This window comes from Streptomyces sp. NP-1717, assembly GCF_022695985.1.
Classification (GTDB): domain Bacteria; phylum Actinomycetota; class Actinomycetes; order Streptomycetales; family Streptomycetaceae; genus Streptomyces.
In genome coordinates, this window is the sequence record NZ_JAAPBF010000062.1 from 16,208 (window position 1) to 33,815 (window position 17,608).

Consider the following 17,608-nt stretch of genomic DNA (forward strand, 5'->3'; position numbering starts at 1 on the left):
GACCGGGTGTCAGTGACGCGTCAGCGGCAGCAGGTCCGGGCGTTTGGCGACCGTGTGGTCGCCCGAGGATTCGCCGCGGATGCGGCGGCCGATCCAGGGGACCAGGTATTCGCGCGCCCACTGCATGTCGTCGCGCCGGACCTCCAGCGTGCCGCGCGGGGGCAGGGGCGGCCACGGCTGGTCGGGGTCGGCCGGCACGTCGAGGCCGAGGACCTGGGCCGCGCGCAGGGCCACGCGGGTGTGGCCCTCCGGGGACAGATGCAGCCGGTCGCCGTCCCAGGCGCGGCGGTCCTGGACGGATCGGAGCGACCACAGGTCCAGGACCGGGCAGTCGTGGCGGTCGGCGATGGAGCGGACGTGCGCGGTGAACGTGGCTATCTTGCCGCGCAGATGGCGCAGCACGGGCACGCCGCGGGTGTCGAACCCGGTCGGGACCATGACCGTGCCGACCACGCTCGTCAGATCCGCCAGCGCGCGTTCGAAGCGTTCCGCGACGTCGTCGGGGTCGCTGCCGGGACGGATGATGTCGTTGCCGCCGGCGCAGAACGTCACCAGGTCCGGGGCGAGCCGCTTGGCGCGCGGGATCTGCTCGGCCACGATCTGGTCGAGCAGCCGGCCCCGTACGGCGAGATTGGCGTACCGGAACGACCCGTGGTGCGGATCGTCGACCGCCGCTCCGTCGGGTGTCTGGTCGGCGAGCAGTACGGCGAGCCGGTCCGCCCAGCCGACGAACACTCCGCCCGGTCCGGGATCGCCGACGCCTTCGGTGAAACTGTCACCGATGGCGGCGTACGACCCGAAGGCACTTCTGGTTTCTCTTCTCGAATCGTCAGCCACAGCGGAACATCCTTCACCCGCGTATGTGACCTACGCGACCGTAAGGAGGGGTTGACGCCGGTGAGAAACACCACCGGTCAAAATTCGTTCAAGCCGGAATAGGGGAAAGGCCGTTGGCCGGCACCCGGGGTGCCGGCCAACGGCCTTTTCTCGTGGTGGAACGGGGTCAGAGGGAAACGCCGTGTCCGCGCAGGTAGGCCAGCGGGTCGACGTCCGAGCCGTAACTCGGGCCGGTGCGGATCTCGAAGTGCAGGTGCGGACCGGTGGAGTTGCCGGTGGAACCGGAGAGGCCGATCTGGTCGCCGCCGGAGACACTCTGGCCCGCCGAGACGGCGAGCGAGGACAGGTGGGCGTACTGCGAGTACTGGCCGTCGTCGTGCTTGATGACGACCTCGTTGCCGTACGACCCGGACCAGCCGGCCGAGACGACGGTGCCGGGGCCGACCGCCTTGACGGTGGTGCCCGAGGCGGCCGCGAAGTCCACACCGGTGTGGTAGCCGCTGGCCCAGCTGCCGCCGGCCGCGCGGTAGGCGGTGGTGGGGGTCGCGCCGTCGACGGGGGCGGTGTAGCCGGAGCCGTTGCTCTGCGCGGCGGGCTCGTTCGCCGAGGTGGTGTCCGCCTCCGGGGCGGGCTTCGCCGGGGCGGCGGGCTTCGCGGGGGCCTTCTTCTTCGGGGTGGCCTCGGCCTTGCCCTCGGAGGACGCCTTGCTCTTCGCGCCGATGGTGAGCTTGAGACCCGGGTGGATCAGCGACGGGTCGTCGCCGACGGCCTCGCGGTTGTCCTTGTACAGCTTGTGCCAGCCGCCGCCGACCTTCTGCGTCTCGGCGATCTTGGCGAGGTAGTCCCCGGCCTTGACCGAGTACGTCTTCACGGTCTTGGCGGTGGCGGCCTGCTTCGCCGTCTGCGCGGCGGGAGCGGCGTGCGCGGCGGCCACGGTGCGCTCCGGCGCGGCGGACGGAGCGGCGGCCTGCTCGGCCGCGTGCGCGCCGGTGGCACCGATGAGCGGAATTGCGATGGCGGCGCCACCCGTTCCGGCGGCGACGAATCCGCGGGTGATCGGGTTGGTCCTCGGACGACGGTGCTTACCCTTTCCGGGCATGGCGGATTCCTCTCCGGCGCCTGCGAGGTGAGCTGTCGGGTTCGGGCTGGAGATGCCCGGCCGCGCCGTGACGCGACTTCACCCCGAGCCGTCCGGAATTCCGGACCGGCGTACTACCTGGGTCCCCCGCTCCTGCCACACGTGGATGAGTGCTGGGTGGATGCGGATTCCGAACGGCGGCAGGATTCGGCGATCCGCTCGGATTGCGGTGACGGTAAGCCGGGCGGACCGACCCGTACAAGCCGTCGTTTTCCTCCGGCAATCCGTCATTGGATATCGGTCTCCACGGGCGGTCACCCTGCGTGGATTACGGATCTTCGAATTCCGGACGCCGCCCCAATTCCCCTTCCGGACGCCGCCACACACCGTCACGGATATGATCTGGCTCACCAGTCGAGGACGATCTGCACCCATCTATGCCGCGACCAGGGCAGGTTGGCCGCAATGACTCAATACGGACAGAAGCCGCATTAATGAAGCGATTTCGACGGGAGGGGATGTCGTAAAGTCGGAGCGCGACAGCGTCGGCGACGAGCGCCGGCCGCAGACGCGGAGGAGCTCTACGTGACGCACGAGGTGCCGCAGCAGGTCCCGCCGGCCGAGCCCGAACTGGCCGGCGTACGCAACTTCCGCGACGTGGGCGGTCTGCCGACCGCCGACGGACGGCGCGTACGGTACGGACGGCTCTTCCGCAGCGGCCACCTCGCGCACGCCACGGCCGAGGACACGGAGTTCCTGAGGTCACTGGGCCTGCATACGGTCTTCGACTTCCGCAACGCGGCCGACCAGAAGCTGGACGGTCTGGACGTCGAGCTGACCGGCGTGCGCAACGTGAACATTCCGCTCACCGACCCGGCCGACGGGACCGAGTTCTGGAAGATGGTCCGTGACGGCGATCTGGACCAGCTCCGGTCGATCCTCGCCGACGGCAAGGGCGTGGCCCGGATGTCCGCCTCCTACCGTTCGATCGTGCTGGACCGTACGGCCGAGCACCGGCGTGTGCTGCACGCTCTGGCCGAGGAGAGTCTGCCCGCCCTGATGCACTGCGCGGCGGGCAAGGACAGGGCCGGGCTCTCCATCGCGGTGTCGCTGCTCGCCGTGGGCGTGGAGCGGGAGGCGATCGAGACGGACTATCTGAAGTCGAACGAGCCGCACCGCAGGTACCGGGTGCGGCGCAGCGATCCGACGCCCGGCGGGACTTCGCCGGAGGTGATGGAGCTGCTGGCGCCGCTCTTCGACGCGCGCGCCGAGTACCTCGAAACTGCCTTCACGACGATGGAGGAGACGTGGGGCAGCATCGACCGCTATCTCACGGACGGCCTGGGCCTGACGGACGAGACGCGCGAACGGCTGCGGAGCCGGCTCGTCGACGAGGCGTGACGCGTCCGGCCGGCCGGCGCCGGTCCGGCCCGCCTCAGCGGCCCTGCGCGCCCGCCTCGAAGAGCAGGTAGAGGAAGCCGGCCAGGACATGGCCGGCCACGAGGTAGGCGAAGAGCCGGATGGCGAGGCCGCGCGGGAAGTTGCGCTCCTCGTCCATGACGGGCTCGGCGGGGCTCTCGGCCCTCGCCTCCGGCTCGCGCGCGGCGGCGGGGTCCACGGGGTTGTCGGACACGGGGATGACCTCTCTCATCTGGTCGGAACCGAGGGCGGATCAGCGGCGGTGGGCCCCGCCCGGCAGACACAGCTCGGCGGTCGGGCTGGTCAGCAGGGTGTGCACGAACAGCAGCTCGGCGGCGTCGGGGCCCGCCGCCGCGAGACGGTGCGGTGTCATCGAGTCGAAGTGGGCGCTGTCGCCCGGCCCGAGCACATGGACGGCGTCCCCGAGGCCCAGCCGGAGCCGGCCCTGAAGGACATGGATCCACTCCTCCCCCGGGTGGACACGGACGAGGTCGCCCTGCGCCCCGTAGGGCACCGTCACACGCAGCGGCTGCATCGCCCGGCCGGAGGAGCTGCCCGCCTGCCGGTAGATCCAGCCGTCGGCCTCCACCGGTTCCGCCCGCGCGGCGCGGATGACGGGGTCGCGTTCGGGCGGCTCCTCGCCCAGCAGTTCGGAGACCGTCGTACCGTAGACACGCGCGAGTCCGAGCAGCATCGGCAGCGAGGGCTGGCGGCGCCCGGTCTCCAGCCGGGAGAGATGGGCCGGGGAGAGCCCGGCCCGTGCGGCGGCGGCCTCCAGGGTGAGGCCGCGGCCGCGTCGCAGTTCGCGCAGCTGTGGCGCGACGTCCGGCAGGGCCTCTGTCGCGGGGTCGTGCCCGCCGATGGCGGCTGGGTCGGTCATGCCTCCATTGCGCCAGGAATTTTCCTCTGAGGCAAATCTCTTACCTGAGAGGCAAACCTCCTGCTCAACGGTTGGCGATCGCCTGCTTCACCAGCGTCCTGCCGAAGTCCCACATCAGCCCGCCGCCCTGGTGTGCGTCGTCCATGACAGCCGTGAAGGCCGTCACGAAGCGGTCGACCTCCCGCTCCCCGATCGTCAGCGGCGGAATCAGCTTGATCACTTCCAGCTCGTCCCCGGAGACCTGGGTGAGGATGCGGTGCTTGTGGAGGAGCGGCGCCACGACCATCTGCGCGAAGAGACCCTTCCGGGCGGTCTGGAGCATCGTCCAGCGCCCGCGCAGTCCGATCGACGCCGGTCTCCCGAACTCGATGCCGATCATCAGCCCCCGGCCGCGCACCTCGCTCAGGAACTCGTACCGGTCGACCAGGGCCGCCAGCCGCGACCGGAGCAGTTCGCCGGTCGTCCGGGCGTTGGCGACGATCTTCTCGTCCTCGATCACCGACAGGACGGCGAGCCCCGCGGCCATCGCCTGTGCGTTGGATCCGAAGCTGGCCGAATGGACCAGCACGCGGTCCATCGACGAGTAGACCTTTTTGAAGATCCAGTCCTTGCCGAGAGTGGCGCCGACGGGCACGTAGCCGCCGGAGAGCGCCTTCGCGACGCACACCAGGTCCGGCTCGACGCCGTCCTCGTGCTGGTACGCGTAGAAGTCCCCGGTCCTGCCGAGCCCGGTCTGCACTTCGTCGGCGATGAGCAGCGCCTTGTGCCGGTGGAGCAACTCCTGCGCCGCGCGCAGGAAGCCCGGCGGCGTCGCGCGCACGCCCTTGCCCTGGATGGGTTCGACGACGAAGCCCGCGACGTCTCCGCGCTTCAACTCCCTTTCCAGCCCGTCGAGATCACCGAGGGCGAGCGCGGTGTCGGGGAGCAGCGGGGCGAAGCCGTCGCGGAAGCCGGCCTCGCCGTTGACCGAGAGCGAGCCGGTGGTCAGGCCGTGGAAGGCGTGGGAGCAGTAGAGGATCCTGGGCCTGCCGGTGGCGTACCTGGCGAATTTCAGCGCGGTCTCGACGGCTTCCGTTCCGCTGTTGCCGAAGAAGACGCGGTCCAGGTGCGGGCTGTGCGTGAGCAGCTTCTCGGCGAGCAGGCCGGGCAGCGGCTGGCAGTCGAAGCGGGTGAGGTCGGCGAGCGAGGCGTCGAGTACGTCGTGCAGGGCCTTGCGTACGACGGGGTGGTGCCGGCCGAGGCCCATGACGCCGAAGCCGGCGAGCATGTCGAGGTAGTCGTTGCCCTCGGCGTCCCAGAAGTAGGGGCCCTCGGCGCGTTCGTAGACCTTGTCGAAGCCGATGGTCCGCAGCATGCGCGGGAGTTGGTGGTTGAGGTGCGCGGTGTGCAACTCGTAGCGTTCGCCGCCGCGTTCGGCGAGGAGCTTCGCGAGGTCGAAGCTTTTGCCCCGCGCGTCCGGCTCGCGTGCCGCACGGGGCGGGGTGCCGCTCTCCGTACCGCTCTCGCTGGACTTGGTCATCGTGTGGTCTCCTCCCGGAGCTGTGACCGCCGGCCGGGGCGCCGGAAGGACGGCGGCGGGCGCCGCCGTCCTTCCGGTGGCCGTGGTGTCGCGGGCCGCCGGTCTACTTGCTTCCGGAGACCGTCTCGCGGACCGCCCGCAGCGACTCCTTGAGGGAGCCCATGGTGGCGAGTACGGCCGTCGGTTCGTAGCCGCAGTGCGCCATGCAGTTGGCGCAGCGCGGGTCCTTGCCCCGGCCGTACTTGTCCCAGTCGGTCTTCTCGATCAGTTCCCGGTACGTCGGGACGTACCCGTCGCTCATCAGATAGCAGGGGCGCTGCCAGCCGAAGAGCGAGTAGTTGGGAATGGCCCAGGCCGTGCACGGGAAGTCGGCCTTGCCCTCCAGGAAGTCCAGGAAGAGCGGGGAGTGGTTGAGGCGCCAGCGCCGCCTGTTGCCGCCGGAGAACGCCTTCTTGAACAGCTCCCGCGTCTGCTCGACGCCCAGGAAGTGCTCCTGGTCGGGGGCCTTCTCGTAGGCGTAGGCGGGCGAGATCATCATCTCGTCGACCTTGAGGTCGTCGTTGAGGTAGTTGAGGACCTCGATGATCGTCTGCGGGGTGTCGGTGTTGAAGAAGGTGGAGTTGGTGGTGACCCGGAAGCCGCGCTTCTTGGCCTCCTTCATCGCCTCCACGGCCTCGTCGAAGACCCCTTCCTTGGCGACGGACTCGTCGTGCCTCTTGCGCAGGCCGTCGATGTGCACGGCGAACGCGAAGTACGGCGACGGCGTGAACTTGTCCATCTTCTTGCGCATCAGCATCGCGTTGGTGCAGAGGAAGACGTACTTCTTCTTCGCCACCAACTGCTTGACGATCTCATCGATCTGAGGGTGCATCAGCGGCTCGCCACCGGCGATGGAGACCATCGGCGCCCCGGATTCGAGCACCGCCCCCACCGCCTGCGCCACGGGCATGCGCTGCTTCAGGACCCCGGCCGGGTGCTGGATCTTGCCGCAGCCCTCACAGGCGAGATTGCAGGCGAAGAGCGGTTCGAGCTCGACGATGAGTGGGAACTTCTCACGCCTGCGGAGTTTCTGTTCGACGAGGTACGTCCCGACCCTGATGGTCTGACGGAGCGGCATGGCCATCTAGCTCACCTCCTGGGGAGCAGCAAAGAACGGTGCCATTCAAGAAAAGCCGGAATGACGGCACGAAGGACACGGAAAGCTGATATTCCACCTCGAACCGTACCAATTCGGACTAGTTCGTGCTCCGGGGCGTCCACGATCACCCGTACGGCGGCAACCGGGCGGGACCCGGCGCTGAGCGCGCTGTGCAGCGTGGCGGCGGACTCCATGTCCACGGCGACGGCTCCCGTGGCCCGCAGTCCGGCCCGCTCGGCGCCGCGCACCACATGGTCGGACCCGGTGAGCGGGCCGGTGTGGACCGCGCGTCCGGGCAGCGCCCGGGACAGCGCCTCCACGAGGAGCGCCGTCCCCGTGCAGGGCGTCGAGCCGTGGGGGCCCCTGGTCTCGTCGGCGACGACCAGGTCCCCGGGGTTCATGCCGGGGGCCAGTCCGGCACAGAATCCGGACGCGATGACGGCCGCGCCCCTGTTCCGGTCCGTCCCGAGCGCGCGCGCCGTAGCGCGCTCGGCGTTCCCGGGGCCCATGCCCGTCCGGAGTACGGTGACGGGCCCGGCGTCGGGCGTCCGGCCGCTCCGGCCCGCCCGCCCCCTGCGCAGGGCGCTGCGCAGGGCGGCCTGTTCGATGCCGAGGGCGCAGGCGATCAGCAGCGGGGTGACGGCCCCGCCGCCGGCGCCGCCGGCGGGAGAGTCCATCAGGCCCCCTTGCGGCTGTCCGCCCGGACGTCCGGCCGTCGCTCCTCGACGCTCCTGGTCCGGCCGGTCAGCAGGTGCTCGGCGCGGGCCGGCGTACGGTCCAGACTCGGTTCCCCGTTGACGTACCGGCCGAGCGCCGTGAGCGGGAACACCTGCCGGTAGAGGTGGTAGTTGATGGAGAAGTCCCACGGGAAGCCGGTGCCGGTGAAGTACGGCTCGTCCCAGGAGCCGTCCTCCCGCTGGGCCGCCGCGAGCCAGGCCACGCCGCGTTCGACGGCGGGGGTCCCGCGCCGTCCGGCGGCGAGCAGGGCGAGCAGCGCCCACGCGGTCTGCGAGGCGGTCGACGCGCCGTGCCCGATCCACTTCTCCTCGCGGTACGAGCGCAGGTCCTCGCCCCAGCCTCCGTCGTCGTTCTGCACGGATTCGAGCCAGCCGACGGCGCGGCGGATCGCGGGGTGGCCGGCGGGGATCCCGGCCGCGACGAGTGCCGGCACGGCGGACCCCGTCCCGTACACGTAGTTGACGCCCCAGCGGCCGAACCAGGAGCCGTCGGCCTCCTGTTCGGCGAGGAGCCACTCGATGCCGCGCCGGGTGTCGGGGTGCTGGGCCAGGCCCTCGTACGCCAGCATCTCCACCACGTGCGCGGTGACGTCGGCCGACGGCGGGTCGATGACCTCGCCGAAGTCGCAGAACGGCAGCCGGTTGGGGAACCGGCTGACGTTGTCGGCGTCGAAGGCGCCCCAGGCGCCGTTCCTCGACTGCATGCCGAGCGTCCAGCGCGCGCCGCGCTCGACGGCCGTGTCCAGGCGCGCGGTGTCGGGGTGGGCGACCCGGCGCAGGGCGAGGATGACCTCGGCGGTGTCGTCGATGTCGGGGTAGTTGTCGTTGTGGAACTCGAACGCCCAGCCGCCGGGGGCGAGTCCCGGGCGGCGCACGGCCCAGTCGCCGGGGCGTACGATCTGCTCGTCCAGCATCCACCCGGCCGCCTTGACGAGCGCGGGGTGGTCCGGGCTCAGCCCGGCGTCGGCCAGGGCGATCGTCGCCAGGCACGTGTCCCAGACCGGGGACTGGCAGGCCTCGATCATGCGCGAGCCGTCCTCGCGCCAGACCGCGAACCGGTCGAGCGATTCGAGTCCGGCGCGCATGACCGGGTGCCGGAGGTCGTAGCCGAGCAGGTGCAGGGCGATCAGCGAGTAGACGGCCGGGGGCTGGATGCCGCCCCAGCAGCCGTCGTTCTCCTGGCGTTCGACGATCCAGCGGGCCGCCGCGTTCATCGCCGTCCGGCGGACCGTGCGCGGAGCGACCTTGTGGTAAAGGCGCAGCGCCTTGTCGACGCGCTGGAAGACGCCGTCCCAACTGGTCGCGGAGGCAAGGGGTCTGGCGGGGTTCGGGCGGCGCACATCGGTGTGCAGCTCGTCCAGCGCGAAGGGCGCGGGGCGGACGGGCCGCAGGGCCGAGACGATGGTGAGCGGCACGATGGTCTGCCGGGCCCAGCAGCCGAACGAGTAGATGTTCAGCGGGAACCACTTGGGCAGGAAGATCAGTTCGGGCGGTACCTCGGGCAGGTCGTCCCACTTCCACCAGCCGAAGAGCGCGAGCCAGATCCGGGTGAAGACCCGGCTCTCGGCGATACCACCGTGCTCCCTGATCCAGGCGGCGGCGCGCGCCATGTGGGGGTCGTCGGGTCTGTCCCCGGCGAGGCGCAGCGCGACGTATCCCTCGATGGTCGCGGAGAGTTCGCCGGGGCCGCCGTAGAAGGTGGCCCAGGTCCCGTCGGCCCGCTGCTCGCCCCGGATGAACCGGCCGGCGGCCTCGGTGGTCCCGGCGTCCTGGACGCCGAGGAACTGACGGAGCAGCAAATCCTCCGCGTCCATGGTTACGTTGGTCTCCAGGTCGCCCTTCCACCAGCCCTGGGCGTCCTGTCTGCCGAGCAGATGCTCGACGGATCGTGCGATGGCCCGCCGTGCGGCCTCTCCGATGTCGTTCGTGACGGGAGTGGTGTCGGACGGTTCGCTCGCCGCGGCAGCGTGGGGTCCCACGGCCCCGGTGCTTCCGTCGGTCGTCGCTGTCATGGCTTCCCCTTACGTGCAGTTGGTCCTCTGCTGTGCTGGGGTCTCCGTCGTCCGGCGGATCGGTGACGACCCGCCGGACGGCGACTACGGAGGCTTGTGGTGCGTCAGCCTCCGGTGAGCGTGGATATGCGCATGGCGATGGTGATCATCTCTTTCGTACGACGACGAAGTCCGCGAGCGCGGTGAGCTGCGCGCGGACGCGTTCGGGCATGTCGACCCGGCTCAGGGCCTCGATGGCGACGGTGTGCTGCCTGCGGGCCTCCTGGGCGGTCCACTCCCGGCCGCCCGCCTCGTCGATGAGCGCGGCCCTGGTCGCGAACTCCTCCTCGGAGAAGCTGTCGAAGTCGCTGCTCTTGGCGTCGGCGGCCAGGAGTTCGGCGAGTTGTTCCGACGCCGGGCCTCCCGCGGCGAGCGCGGCGACGACCGGCAGGGACTTCTTGCGCTGCCGCAGGTCGCTCCACGTCTGCTTGCCGGTGGCCCCGGGGTCGCCCCAGATGCCGAGCAGGTCGTCGACGGCCTGGAAGGCGAGGCCGAGGTGGTGGCCGTACGACTCCAGGATGTCGGCCTTCCGGTCGTCGGCGCCGCCGAGGACCGCGCCGATGGAGACCGCGCACGCGAGCAGCGCGCCGGTCTTGTTGCCCTCCATCTCCAGGCACTCCTCGACCGTGACCCGCTCGCGGTGCTCGAAGGAGATGTCCTGCGCCTGGCCGTCGATCAGCTTGCGGCTGGCCGTGGTGAGGCGGCGGGCGGCCCGGCCGGCCTCGACGGTGCCGATCTCCAGCAGGACCTCGTTGGCGAGCGCGAAGAGCCCGTCACCGACGAGGATCGCCTGGGCGGGGCCGTGCACCTTCCAGACGGTGTCGCGGTGGCGGCGCTGTTCGTCGCCGTCCATCAGGTCGTCGTGGAGCAGGGAGAAGTTGTGCACCAGTTCCACGGCGACGGCGCCGGGCACGCCCGTCTCGGGCGCCGATCCGGCCGCCTCGGCGGACAGCAGGGAGAGCGCGGGCCGTACGGCCTTGCCGCCGTCGCCGTCGGCGGGCCGGCCCTCTGCGTCGATCCAGCCGAAGTGGTAGGCGGCGACGGTGTCCATCGGCGGGGCGAGCCGGCCGACGGTGGCCCGCAGCACGGGGGTTGACAGGGCACGGCCGCGCTCCAGCAGAGCGAAGACGTCCGCGGTGTCGACAGCCGGATTGGCCGGGGGCACAGTCGGCACGGTCTCTCCTCTATTCGCAGTACTCATGGTTCCCGTACGCGCCGTCGCCGTACTCGTCCTCGTCGCGCCCGTCAGGGCGGCCTCGTGTCTCACGCGGCCTCCCGCAGCGGATGGCGGTGGGTGCGGCCGAGTTCGGACAGGGCCTCGCCGGCCGCGCTGAAACCGCTGCGGACCGCGCCTTCCATGGTCGCGGGCCAGCCGGTCGCGGTCCATGCTCCCGCCAGGAAGAGCCCGGCCGCCCGGGTGCGCGCGCCGGGGCGCAGACGCCCCACGCCAGGTGTCGGGGCGAACGTGGCCGTCCGCTCCCGTGTCACGAAGAAGTCCCGCACCTCGGCGCTCCTCGCGGCCGGGAGGAGACGTTTCAGCTCGGGCAGGTAGCGCTCGCGCAGTTCGGCGACGGGCAGGTCGATCTCGTCCGTGACGGCCGACTGCGACAGCGCCACGTACTGACCGTCCTTCAGACCCGAGGCGTCGGTGCGGTCGAAGACCCACTGCACGGGGGTGCCGATCGCCGCGAAGAACGGGCGGCGCAGCACCTGGCGGTCGTAGACGACATGCACGTTGAGGATCGGCGAGGTGCCGATGTCGAGGAGCCGGCCGGGCTCGTCGAGCGCGCCGTCGGGCAGCAGGGCATGCGTCTCGCGCTGCGGTACGGCGAGGATCACCGTGTCCGCCTCGATCCGCTCCCCCGGTACGTCGACGGCCCAGCGCCCGTCCCCGGTGCGGGCCACGGCCGTGACGCGGGTGCGCAGTTCGGTGCGTACACCCGCGGCGTCGAGCGCCTTGCGGGAGAGCGTGTCGTGCAGTTCGCCGAGCGGCACCCGTGCCCAGCCGATGTCGGCGGCGCCGCGCTCGGAGAGCAGGCCGGTCTTGAAGACCATCGCGGCCAGTCCCATGGAGGCCTGTTCGGCGCGGACGTTGAGGGTGGCGACGCAGACGAGGTTCCACAGGGCCTCGACCGCGCGCGGCGACTGGCCGTGCCGGCGGAGCCAGGTCGCGAAGTCGACGCCGTCGAGCGCCGGGTCGGCGGGGTCGAGCGCCTTGAGGGCGAGCGCCGCGCGTCCTACGGACACCTTCTCGGCGAGTGAGAGGTGCGGGTAGGCGGCGAGTCCTCCGGCGAGGTGCAGCGGTACGGGCAGGGCGTCGCGGCGCAGCCGTCCGACGCGGGGCCGGTCCGGGCGTCCCACGTCCAGTACGGGGATGTCGAGCCGGTCCTGGACGGGCGCGAGGGCGGCGCCGTCGACACGGTCGAGCAACCAGCGGTAGGCGGTGCAGCAGCGCAGGTAGACGTGCTGGCCGTTGTCGACGGTCAACTCGCCGCGGGTGAAGGAGAAGGCGAGACCGCCGAGGCGGGGGCGGCCCTCGACTAGGGTCACGCGCACCCCGGCGTCGGCGAGCTGAAGGGCGGCGGTGACCCCGGCGATGCCCCCGCCGACGACGACCGCGTGGCGGGAGCCGGCGCTGCTGGTTGTCGTCATGCGCCCTCCCCCGCGACGGTCACGGTGAGGGACGCGTCCGCCGCCCGGAGGGTTGAACGTGCGGCCGTGATGTCGGCGCCGGCGCGCGGGAGCGCGCGGGTGGCGGTGCCCTGCGGGAGTGTCACGGGCGCCTCCTGACGCTCTGCCGGGAGATGTTCCTGGCGTCGAGACCGGAGAGGCCGCGCACGGCGACGTACGCCTTCTCCCGTCCCGGCAGTGAGACCCGGCCGCGCAGGACGGCCTCGGGGTCGCGTTCGATGCGGTCGAGCAGCCGGCGGTAGATGCCCGCCATGGCGGCGACGCAGGCGCCGCTGCGCCGGTCGAGCAGGGGCAGCAGCCGGTAGCCCTCGGCGAAGAGCGCGCGGGCCCGTCTGACCTCGAAGTGGATGAGCCCGGCGAAGTCGGCGCCGGCGGGCGGGGCGGCGGTGTCGAAGCCGGCCGTGCAGCCGAACTTGGCGAGGTCGTCGGCGGGCAGGTAGGTACGGCCGTTGGCCGCGTCCTCGCGTACGTCGCGCAGGATGTTGGTGAGCTGGAGTGCGAGGCCGAGGGTGTCGGCGTACTCGGGCGCGCGGTCGGCGCCGGTCGCGGCGGGGTCGGTGCCGAACACCCCGAGGGAGAGCCGGCCGATGGCTCCGGCGACGCACCGGCAGTAGATCTTGAGGTCGTCCCACGTCTCGTACGTCTCGCCCTTGACGTCCATGAGGACGCCGTCGATCAGTTCGTCGAGCCCGCCGAGGGGGAGCGCGAGGCGGCCGGCCGCGTCGGAGAGCGCGACGGCGACGGGGTCGGTGTCGTCCTCCTCGACACGGCCCTGTCTGACGCGTGAGAGGAGGGCACGGGTGTCCTCCAGCCTCGACTGCTTGGCACCGGGCTCCAGCGCGCCGTCGCCGATGTCGTCGACGCGCCGCGAGAACGCGTAGAGCGCCGACATGGCCTGCCGCTTCTCGGCGGGCAGGAGCCGGATGCCGTAGGCGAAATTACGGGCCTGCTGCCCGGTGACGGCCTCGCAGTAGCTGTACGCGGCCAGTACCGGCGCCGACATGGGGGGCTGTTCCTCCACGTTCCGGCTCACCCCTTTCTGTGCGTTTTCCGCAGGACTGCTCCCACTTCACGCAGCAGACGCGGGGTGGTGGCTTTGGGCGGTCCGGGCAGTACATCGTGTCCCACGGCGGCCACCGAGGAGAGGGCGGCGCGCCCCCCGCCGACGAATCCGGCGAGAAGCAGCCGGAGCCTTCCCCGGACGCTGTGGACCAACGGCCCTCCCACGTCCAGGAGTTGACCGGCGCGCTCGGCCTCGAAGGCGATCAGGCTCCGTACGGAGGCGTTCGCCGTCGGGGCGGCGAGGTCCGCCTCGGTGACATGGAAGCGCTTCATGTCCTCGGCGGGCAGATAGATCCGGTCCTCGGCGAGATCCTCGGCGACGTCCTGGATGTGCTCGACGATCTGGAGCGCGGTGCAGACGGCGTCGGAGCGGCGCACGCGCTCGGGGGTGGCGGTGCCGGTGATGGCGAGGACGAGACGGCCGACGGGGTTGGCGGAGAGTTCGCAGTACGCGAGCAGGTCGTCGTAGGTGCCGTAGCGCCGTACGGACTGGTCCTGGCGGTTGGCCTCGACGAGGCCGAGGAACGGCTCGGGGGTGAGCGTGTGGCGCCGGACGGTGGGGACGATGCCCCGCAGCAGCGGGTGGCCGGGGGCGGGGCCCGCCGGGTCGAACACCCGGCGCAGGTCGGCTTCGAAGGCGTCCAGCATGGCGAACCTGTCGTCCGTCCGCGCGGGGTCGAGGCCGAGGTGGCGGGCGTCGGCGCCGCCGGGTGCGAGGTCGCCGTCGCCGATGTCGTCGACGAGGCGGGCGTAGCCGTAGATCGCCATGAGGTCTTCGCGCCAGGCTCGGGGCAGGAAGAAAGGGGCGACCGGGAAGTTCTCACCGGACGCCTTGTCGAGGGTGGCACGCGAGGAACTGTCGACCTGCTTCTGGGGGGCGCCCGTCACTGCGGACCGCCTGCTGCGGGGACGGCGCGACCCTCGCGGAGCTGGAGATCAACCGTCATTGCCGTCACGTCTCCCGTTCTACACTGCCGACCCAAACATCCCATTTCGGACACGCCGCGCGGCCTGACCACGGGGATGCCGCCGATCTGGCGGACCCTCGACGGGTCAGCCGGGGCTTACGGACGTATCGCCGCTCTTGCCACGAATCAGCACCGCTACAGCTTACGTTGTACAACGCCCATGGCCGCGCCGGGGGACCCGCCCCCGGACACCGACGCCGCGCAATACCCCAACCTTCCGCAGCGGTGCGGGACTTGACGGAAGTTTGACCGTTCGCGGGCCGTTGGCGGATCCGGGGGCGCGGATCACCGGGTGAGGGTGCCGGCCGGGGGCGGTGGCCGATGGGGACTTCACACGGTTCCGCCACACGATCCGCCCATGATCCGCTCAGCCACTCATGCCCTCAGCCGTCCGCGGGGCGGTCGCGGGGCACCAGGAGACCGGCGACGATCGTGTCGGTCGTGCGCCCGATCACGGCGTCCCGGTCGGCGGCCGGGAGACGGGCCATCGGCCCGTCGAGCAGGAGCATCGCCAGGCCGTGCGCCGTGGACCAGGCGGCGGCCTCGGCGCCGGGACGGTTCGGGGCGGGCATGCGGCCGGTGGCGACCAGCTCGTCCAGCGCCCGGCTGAGCAGGTTGTACGAGCGGTACTGGGGGTTGTCGGCGGGCGGTGTCACTCCGCCCCAGCCGGTGTCCTCGCCCGTCCCCGGCACCGCATGGGAGAAGGCCGTGCGGAAGAGGCCGGGGTGCTCCAGGGCGAAGCCCACGTAGCCCCGGCCGATCGCCGCCAGCCGCCGCTCGGCGGCGGCTCCGGGGCGGTCGTCCGCGGGCAGGCCGGCCGCGACGCGCTCCATGGCGTCCGCGAGCAGCTGCTGCGCGTGGATCTTGACCGCGAAGAGCAGGTCGCCCTGCCCGGCGAAGTGCCGGTAGGCGGCGGTGGGCGAGACGCCGGCGCGGCGGGCCGCCTCACGCAGGACCACCTTCGCCGGCCCCCCGTCGGTCGCCAGCTCCACACCGGCGGTGATCAGCGCGTTGCGCAGGTCGCCGTGGTGATAGCCGGCCTTGGCCCCCTGGTTCGCCCGGTTGGTGTCCATGCCTTCATCCTGCCCGATGTTGACAGCATTAACATCCCCTGCCAGAGTCAGTGTTGACGCCGTTAACATTCGGAGATGGGGGATCCCGTGCTGTCCAAGATCGCTGAGCTTGCCCTGAAGAGGTCGCGGCTCCTACTCGTACTGGCCACCGTCGCCGTTCTCGCCATGGGCGCGCTCGGCGCGGGCGCCTTCGGCAAGCTGCTCGGCGGCGGTTTCGACGACCCCGACGCGCCGTCCTCACGCGCCGCCGTCCTGATCGACGAGAAGTTCGGGGGCGAGACCAACCTGCTGTTCCTGGTCGGCTCGGAGAGCGGCGGCCGGCAGGGACCCGGCTCCCCCGCCGCCGACGAGCGGGGCCGCTCCATCACCGACGGCCTCAAGAACGACGCCACCGTGAGCAACGTGGTCTCCTACTGGGACACCGGGAGTCCGCGGCTGATCTCCGAGGACGGTGGCGAAGCCCTGATCGCCCTCCATGTGAAGGGGGACGAGACCGAGCGCGGCGAACGGGCGCAGCGGCTCATCGACCGCTACACGGGCGACCGCGACGGGGTCGAGGTCCGGGCAGGCGGCGAGAGCGCCGTGAGCATCGACGTCAGCTCCCAGGTCTCCGCCGACCTCGCCATGGCCGAGGCGATCGCCGTACCCGTCACGCTCCTGCTGCTGGTCCTCGCCTTCGGCAGCCTGGTCGCCGCGATGCTGCCGCTGGTCATCGGGCTGATCGCGATCGCCGGCACGTTCGCGCTGCTCTCCGTCCTCGGCAGCGTGACCGAGGTGTCGGTCTTCGCGATCAACCTCACGACCGCGCTCGGACTGGGCCTCGGCATCGACTACGCGCTCCTCCTGGTGAGCCGCTTCCGCGAACAGCTCACCGCCGGCCAGCAGGTCCCCGAGGCACTGCGCACCACGGTACGGACGGCGGGGCGCACGATCCTGTTCTCGGCCGCGACCGTCGCCGCCGCGCTCGCCGCGCTGCTCGTCTTCCCGCCGTTCTTCCTGCGGTCCTTCGCCTACGCGGGGATCGGCGTGGTCGTGATCGCGGTCGTCGCCGCGCTGTTCGTGGTGCCGCCGCTGCTCGCCGTGCTGGGCCACCGGCTCAACAAGGGGCGGCTGCCGTGGGCGAAGACCGTACGCAACTCCGACGCGCCCTTCTGGGGAAGGCTCGCCGGGCTCGTCATGCGCCGCCCCGCCCTCACCGCGCTGCCCGTGCTGGCCGTGCTGCTGCTCGTCGCGAGCCCGCTGCTGGGGGTCACGTTCGGCACGCCCGACGAGCGGGTGCTGCCCGAGGACGCCGCGGGCCGCCAGGTCGCGACGGCCGTCCAGAACGACTTCCCCACCGACGAGGCGGGCGCCGTCCAGATCGTCAGCGCCTCGGCCGTCGCGGCGGCGCCGCTGGCGGCGTACGCGGACGAACTGTCGCGGCTGGACGGTGTCGTACGCGTCGACGCCTCCACCGGCACCTACACCGACGGCCGGAGCGAGCCGCCGGGCGAGGCCGGCGCCGGCCTCGCCCGGCCGGACGCGCAGCGCCTCACGGTCGTCACCGACACCGCGCCCAAGTCCGGCGCGGCCCAGGACCTGGTGGCGGACATCCGCGCCGTGGACCGGCCCGCCGGCACCGAGATGCTGGTCGGCGGCCCGGACGCGACGTTGGTCGACTCCCGGCAGTCCATCGGTGACCGGCTGCCGCTGGCGGTCGGGCTGGTCCTGGTGACGACCTTCGTGCTGCTGTTCCTGTTCACCGGCAGCGTCGTCCAGCCGCTGCGCGCGCTGCTGCTCAACGCGATCAGCCTGTCGGCCGCGATCGGCGCGATGGTGTGGATCTTCCAGGACGGCCATCTGTCGTCACTGCTGGGCTTCACCCCGCAGCCGATGGACACCTCGATGACCGTGCTGCTGTTCTGTGTCGCGTTCGGTCTGTCCATGGACTACGAGGTGTTCGTGACCAGCCGGATGAAGGAACTGCACGACGCGGGAGCGGACCACACGACGACCGTCACCCAGGGCCTGGCCCGCACCGGGCGGATCGTCAGCATGGCGGCCGGACTGCTGGCGGTGAGCTTCTTCGCCTTCGGGACGAGCCGGATCAGCTTCCTGCAGATGTTCGGCATCGGCAGCGGTCTGGCGATCGTCATCGACGCGGTGGCGGTGCGCG

General features: G+C 71.5%; 16 protein-coding genes and 1 riboswitch. Of the genes, 2 read left to right on the top strand and 14 right to left on the bottom strand.

Annotated features, from left to right (window positions below; translation table 11 throughout):
* Window positions 1-9: 9 nt before the first annotated feature.
* Window positions 10-837, bottom strand: coding sequence for an SGNH/GDSL hydrolase family protein (locus GXP76_RS15675; RefSeq protein WP_242572125.1), 828 nt, complete (start codon window positions 835-837; stop codon window positions 10-12).
* A gap of 166 nt (window positions 838-1,003) precedes the next feature.
* Window positions 1,004-1,936 (bottom strand): LysM peptidoglycan-binding domain-containing M23 family metallopeptidase, encoded by a 933-nt coding sequence (locus tag GXP76_RS15680; RefSeq protein ID WP_242572126.1) that lies wholly within the window; start codon window positions 1,934-1,936, stop codon window positions 1,004-1,006.
* Between the two features lie 4 nt (window positions 1,937-1,940).
* Window positions 1,941-2,098: riboswitch (cyclic di-AMP (ydaO/yuaA leader) on the bottom strand.
* A 414-nt stretch (window positions 2,099-2,512) separates the two neighbouring features.
* On the opposite strand from GXP76_RS15680, the gene GXP76_RS15685 reads away from it, so the two are divergent.
* On the top strand, window positions 2,513-3,316 hold the full coding sequence (locus GXP76_RS15685) for a tyrosine-protein phosphatase (RefSeq protein WP_242572140.1): 804 nt from the start codon (window positions 2,513-2,515) through the stop codon (window positions 3,314-3,316).
* Window positions 3,317-3,350: 34 nt separating this feature from the next.
* On the opposite strand, the gene GXP76_RS35865 is transcribed toward GXP76_RS15685, so the two are convergent.
* From GXP76_RS35865 to GXP76_RS15740, 12 genes are all read right to left on the bottom strand, one after another.
* The gene (locus tag GXP76_RS35865; protein ID WP_242572127.1) at window positions 3,351-3,548 is read right to left on the bottom strand and encodes a DUF6126 family protein; all 198 of its coding nucleotides are present in this window, start codon (window positions 3,546-3,548) and stop codon (window positions 3,351-3,353) included.
* A gap of 39 nt (window positions 3,549-3,587) precedes the next feature.
* Window positions 3,588-4,214 (bottom strand): helix-turn-helix domain-containing protein, encoded by a 627-nt coding sequence (locus tag GXP76_RS15695; protein ID WP_242572128.1) that lies wholly within the window; start codon window positions 4,212-4,214, stop codon window positions 3,588-3,590.
* Between the two features lie 64 nt (window positions 4,215-4,278).
* The gene (locus GXP76_RS15700; RefSeq protein WP_242572129.1) at window positions 4,279-5,733 is read right to left on the bottom strand and encodes an aspartate aminotransferase family protein; all 1,455 of its coding nucleotides are present in this window, start codon (window positions 5,731-5,733) and stop codon (window positions 4,279-4,281) included.
* Between the two features lie 103 nt (window positions 5,734-5,836).
* Window positions 5,837-6,856: an adenosyl-hopene transferase HpnH gene (gene hpnH, locus GXP76_RS15705; protein WP_242572130.1), complete on the bottom strand. Its 1,020-nt coding sequence runs from the start codon at window positions 6,854-6,856 to the stop codon at window positions 5,837-5,839.
* Between the two features lie 5 nt (window positions 6,857-6,861).
* The gene (locus tag GXP76_RS15710; protein WP_242572131.1) at window positions 6,862-7,548 is read right to left on the bottom strand and encodes a 1-hydroxy-2-methyl-2-butenyl 4-diphosphate reductase; all 687 of its coding nucleotides are present in this window, start codon (window positions 7,546-7,548) and stop codon (window positions 6,862-6,864) included.
* Window positions 7,548-9,620 (bottom strand): squalene--hopene cyclase, encoded by a 2,073-nt coding sequence (shc, locus tag GXP76_RS15715; protein WP_242572132.1) that lies wholly within the window; start codon window positions 9,618-9,620, stop codon window positions 7,548-7,550. Before shc ends, GXP76_RS15710 begins: the two co-directional genes overlap by 1 nt.
* A 145-nt stretch (window positions 9,621-9,765) precedes the next feature.
* Entirely contained in the window at window positions 9,766-10,824 is a 1,059-nt protein-coding gene (locus tag GXP76_RS15720; protein WP_242572141.1) for a polyprenyl synthetase family protein, read from the bottom strand.
* A 98-nt stretch (window positions 10,825-10,922) separates the two neighbouring features.
* Complete coding sequence (hpnE, locus tag GXP76_RS15725; RefSeq protein ID WP_242572133.1) at window positions 10,923-12,311, bottom strand: hydroxysqualene dehydroxylase HpnE; 1,389 nt, start codon at window positions 12,309-12,311, stop codon at window positions 10,923-10,925.
* Window positions 12,308-12,436, bottom strand: coding sequence for a hypothetical protein (locus GXP76_RS35620; protein WP_277993422.1), 129 nt, complete (start codon window positions 12,434-12,436; stop codon window positions 12,308-12,310). The genes hpnE and GXP76_RS35620 overlap by 4 nt, the downstream gene beginning before the upstream one ends.
* On the bottom strand, window positions 12,433-13,383 hold the full coding sequence (gene hpnD, locus GXP76_RS15730) for a presqualene diphosphate synthase HpnD (protein WP_242572134.1): 951 nt from the start codon (window positions 13,381-13,383) through the stop codon (window positions 12,433-12,435). The genes GXP76_RS35620 and hpnD overlap by 4 nt, the downstream gene beginning before the upstream one ends.
* On the bottom strand, window positions 13,380-14,300 hold the full coding sequence (hpnC, locus tag GXP76_RS15735) for a squalene synthase HpnC (protein ID WP_242572135.1): 921 nt from the start codon (window positions 14,298-14,300) through the stop codon (window positions 13,380-13,382). The genes hpnD and hpnC overlap by 4 nt, the downstream gene beginning before the upstream one ends.
* 463 nt (window positions 14,301-14,763) lie before the next feature.
* Entirely contained in the window at window positions 14,764-15,453 is a 690-nt protein-coding gene (locus GXP76_RS15740) for a TetR/AcrR family transcriptional regulator (protein ID WP_242572136.1), read from the bottom strand.
* Window positions 15,454-15,540: 87 nt separating this feature from the next.
* Between GXP76_RS15740 and GXP76_RS15745 the strand changes: the two genes are divergently transcribed.
* Window positions 15,541-17,608 (top strand): MMPL family transporter (locus GXP76_RS15745; protein ID WP_242572142.1); only part of this gene is annotated, 2,068 nt, incomplete at its 3' end.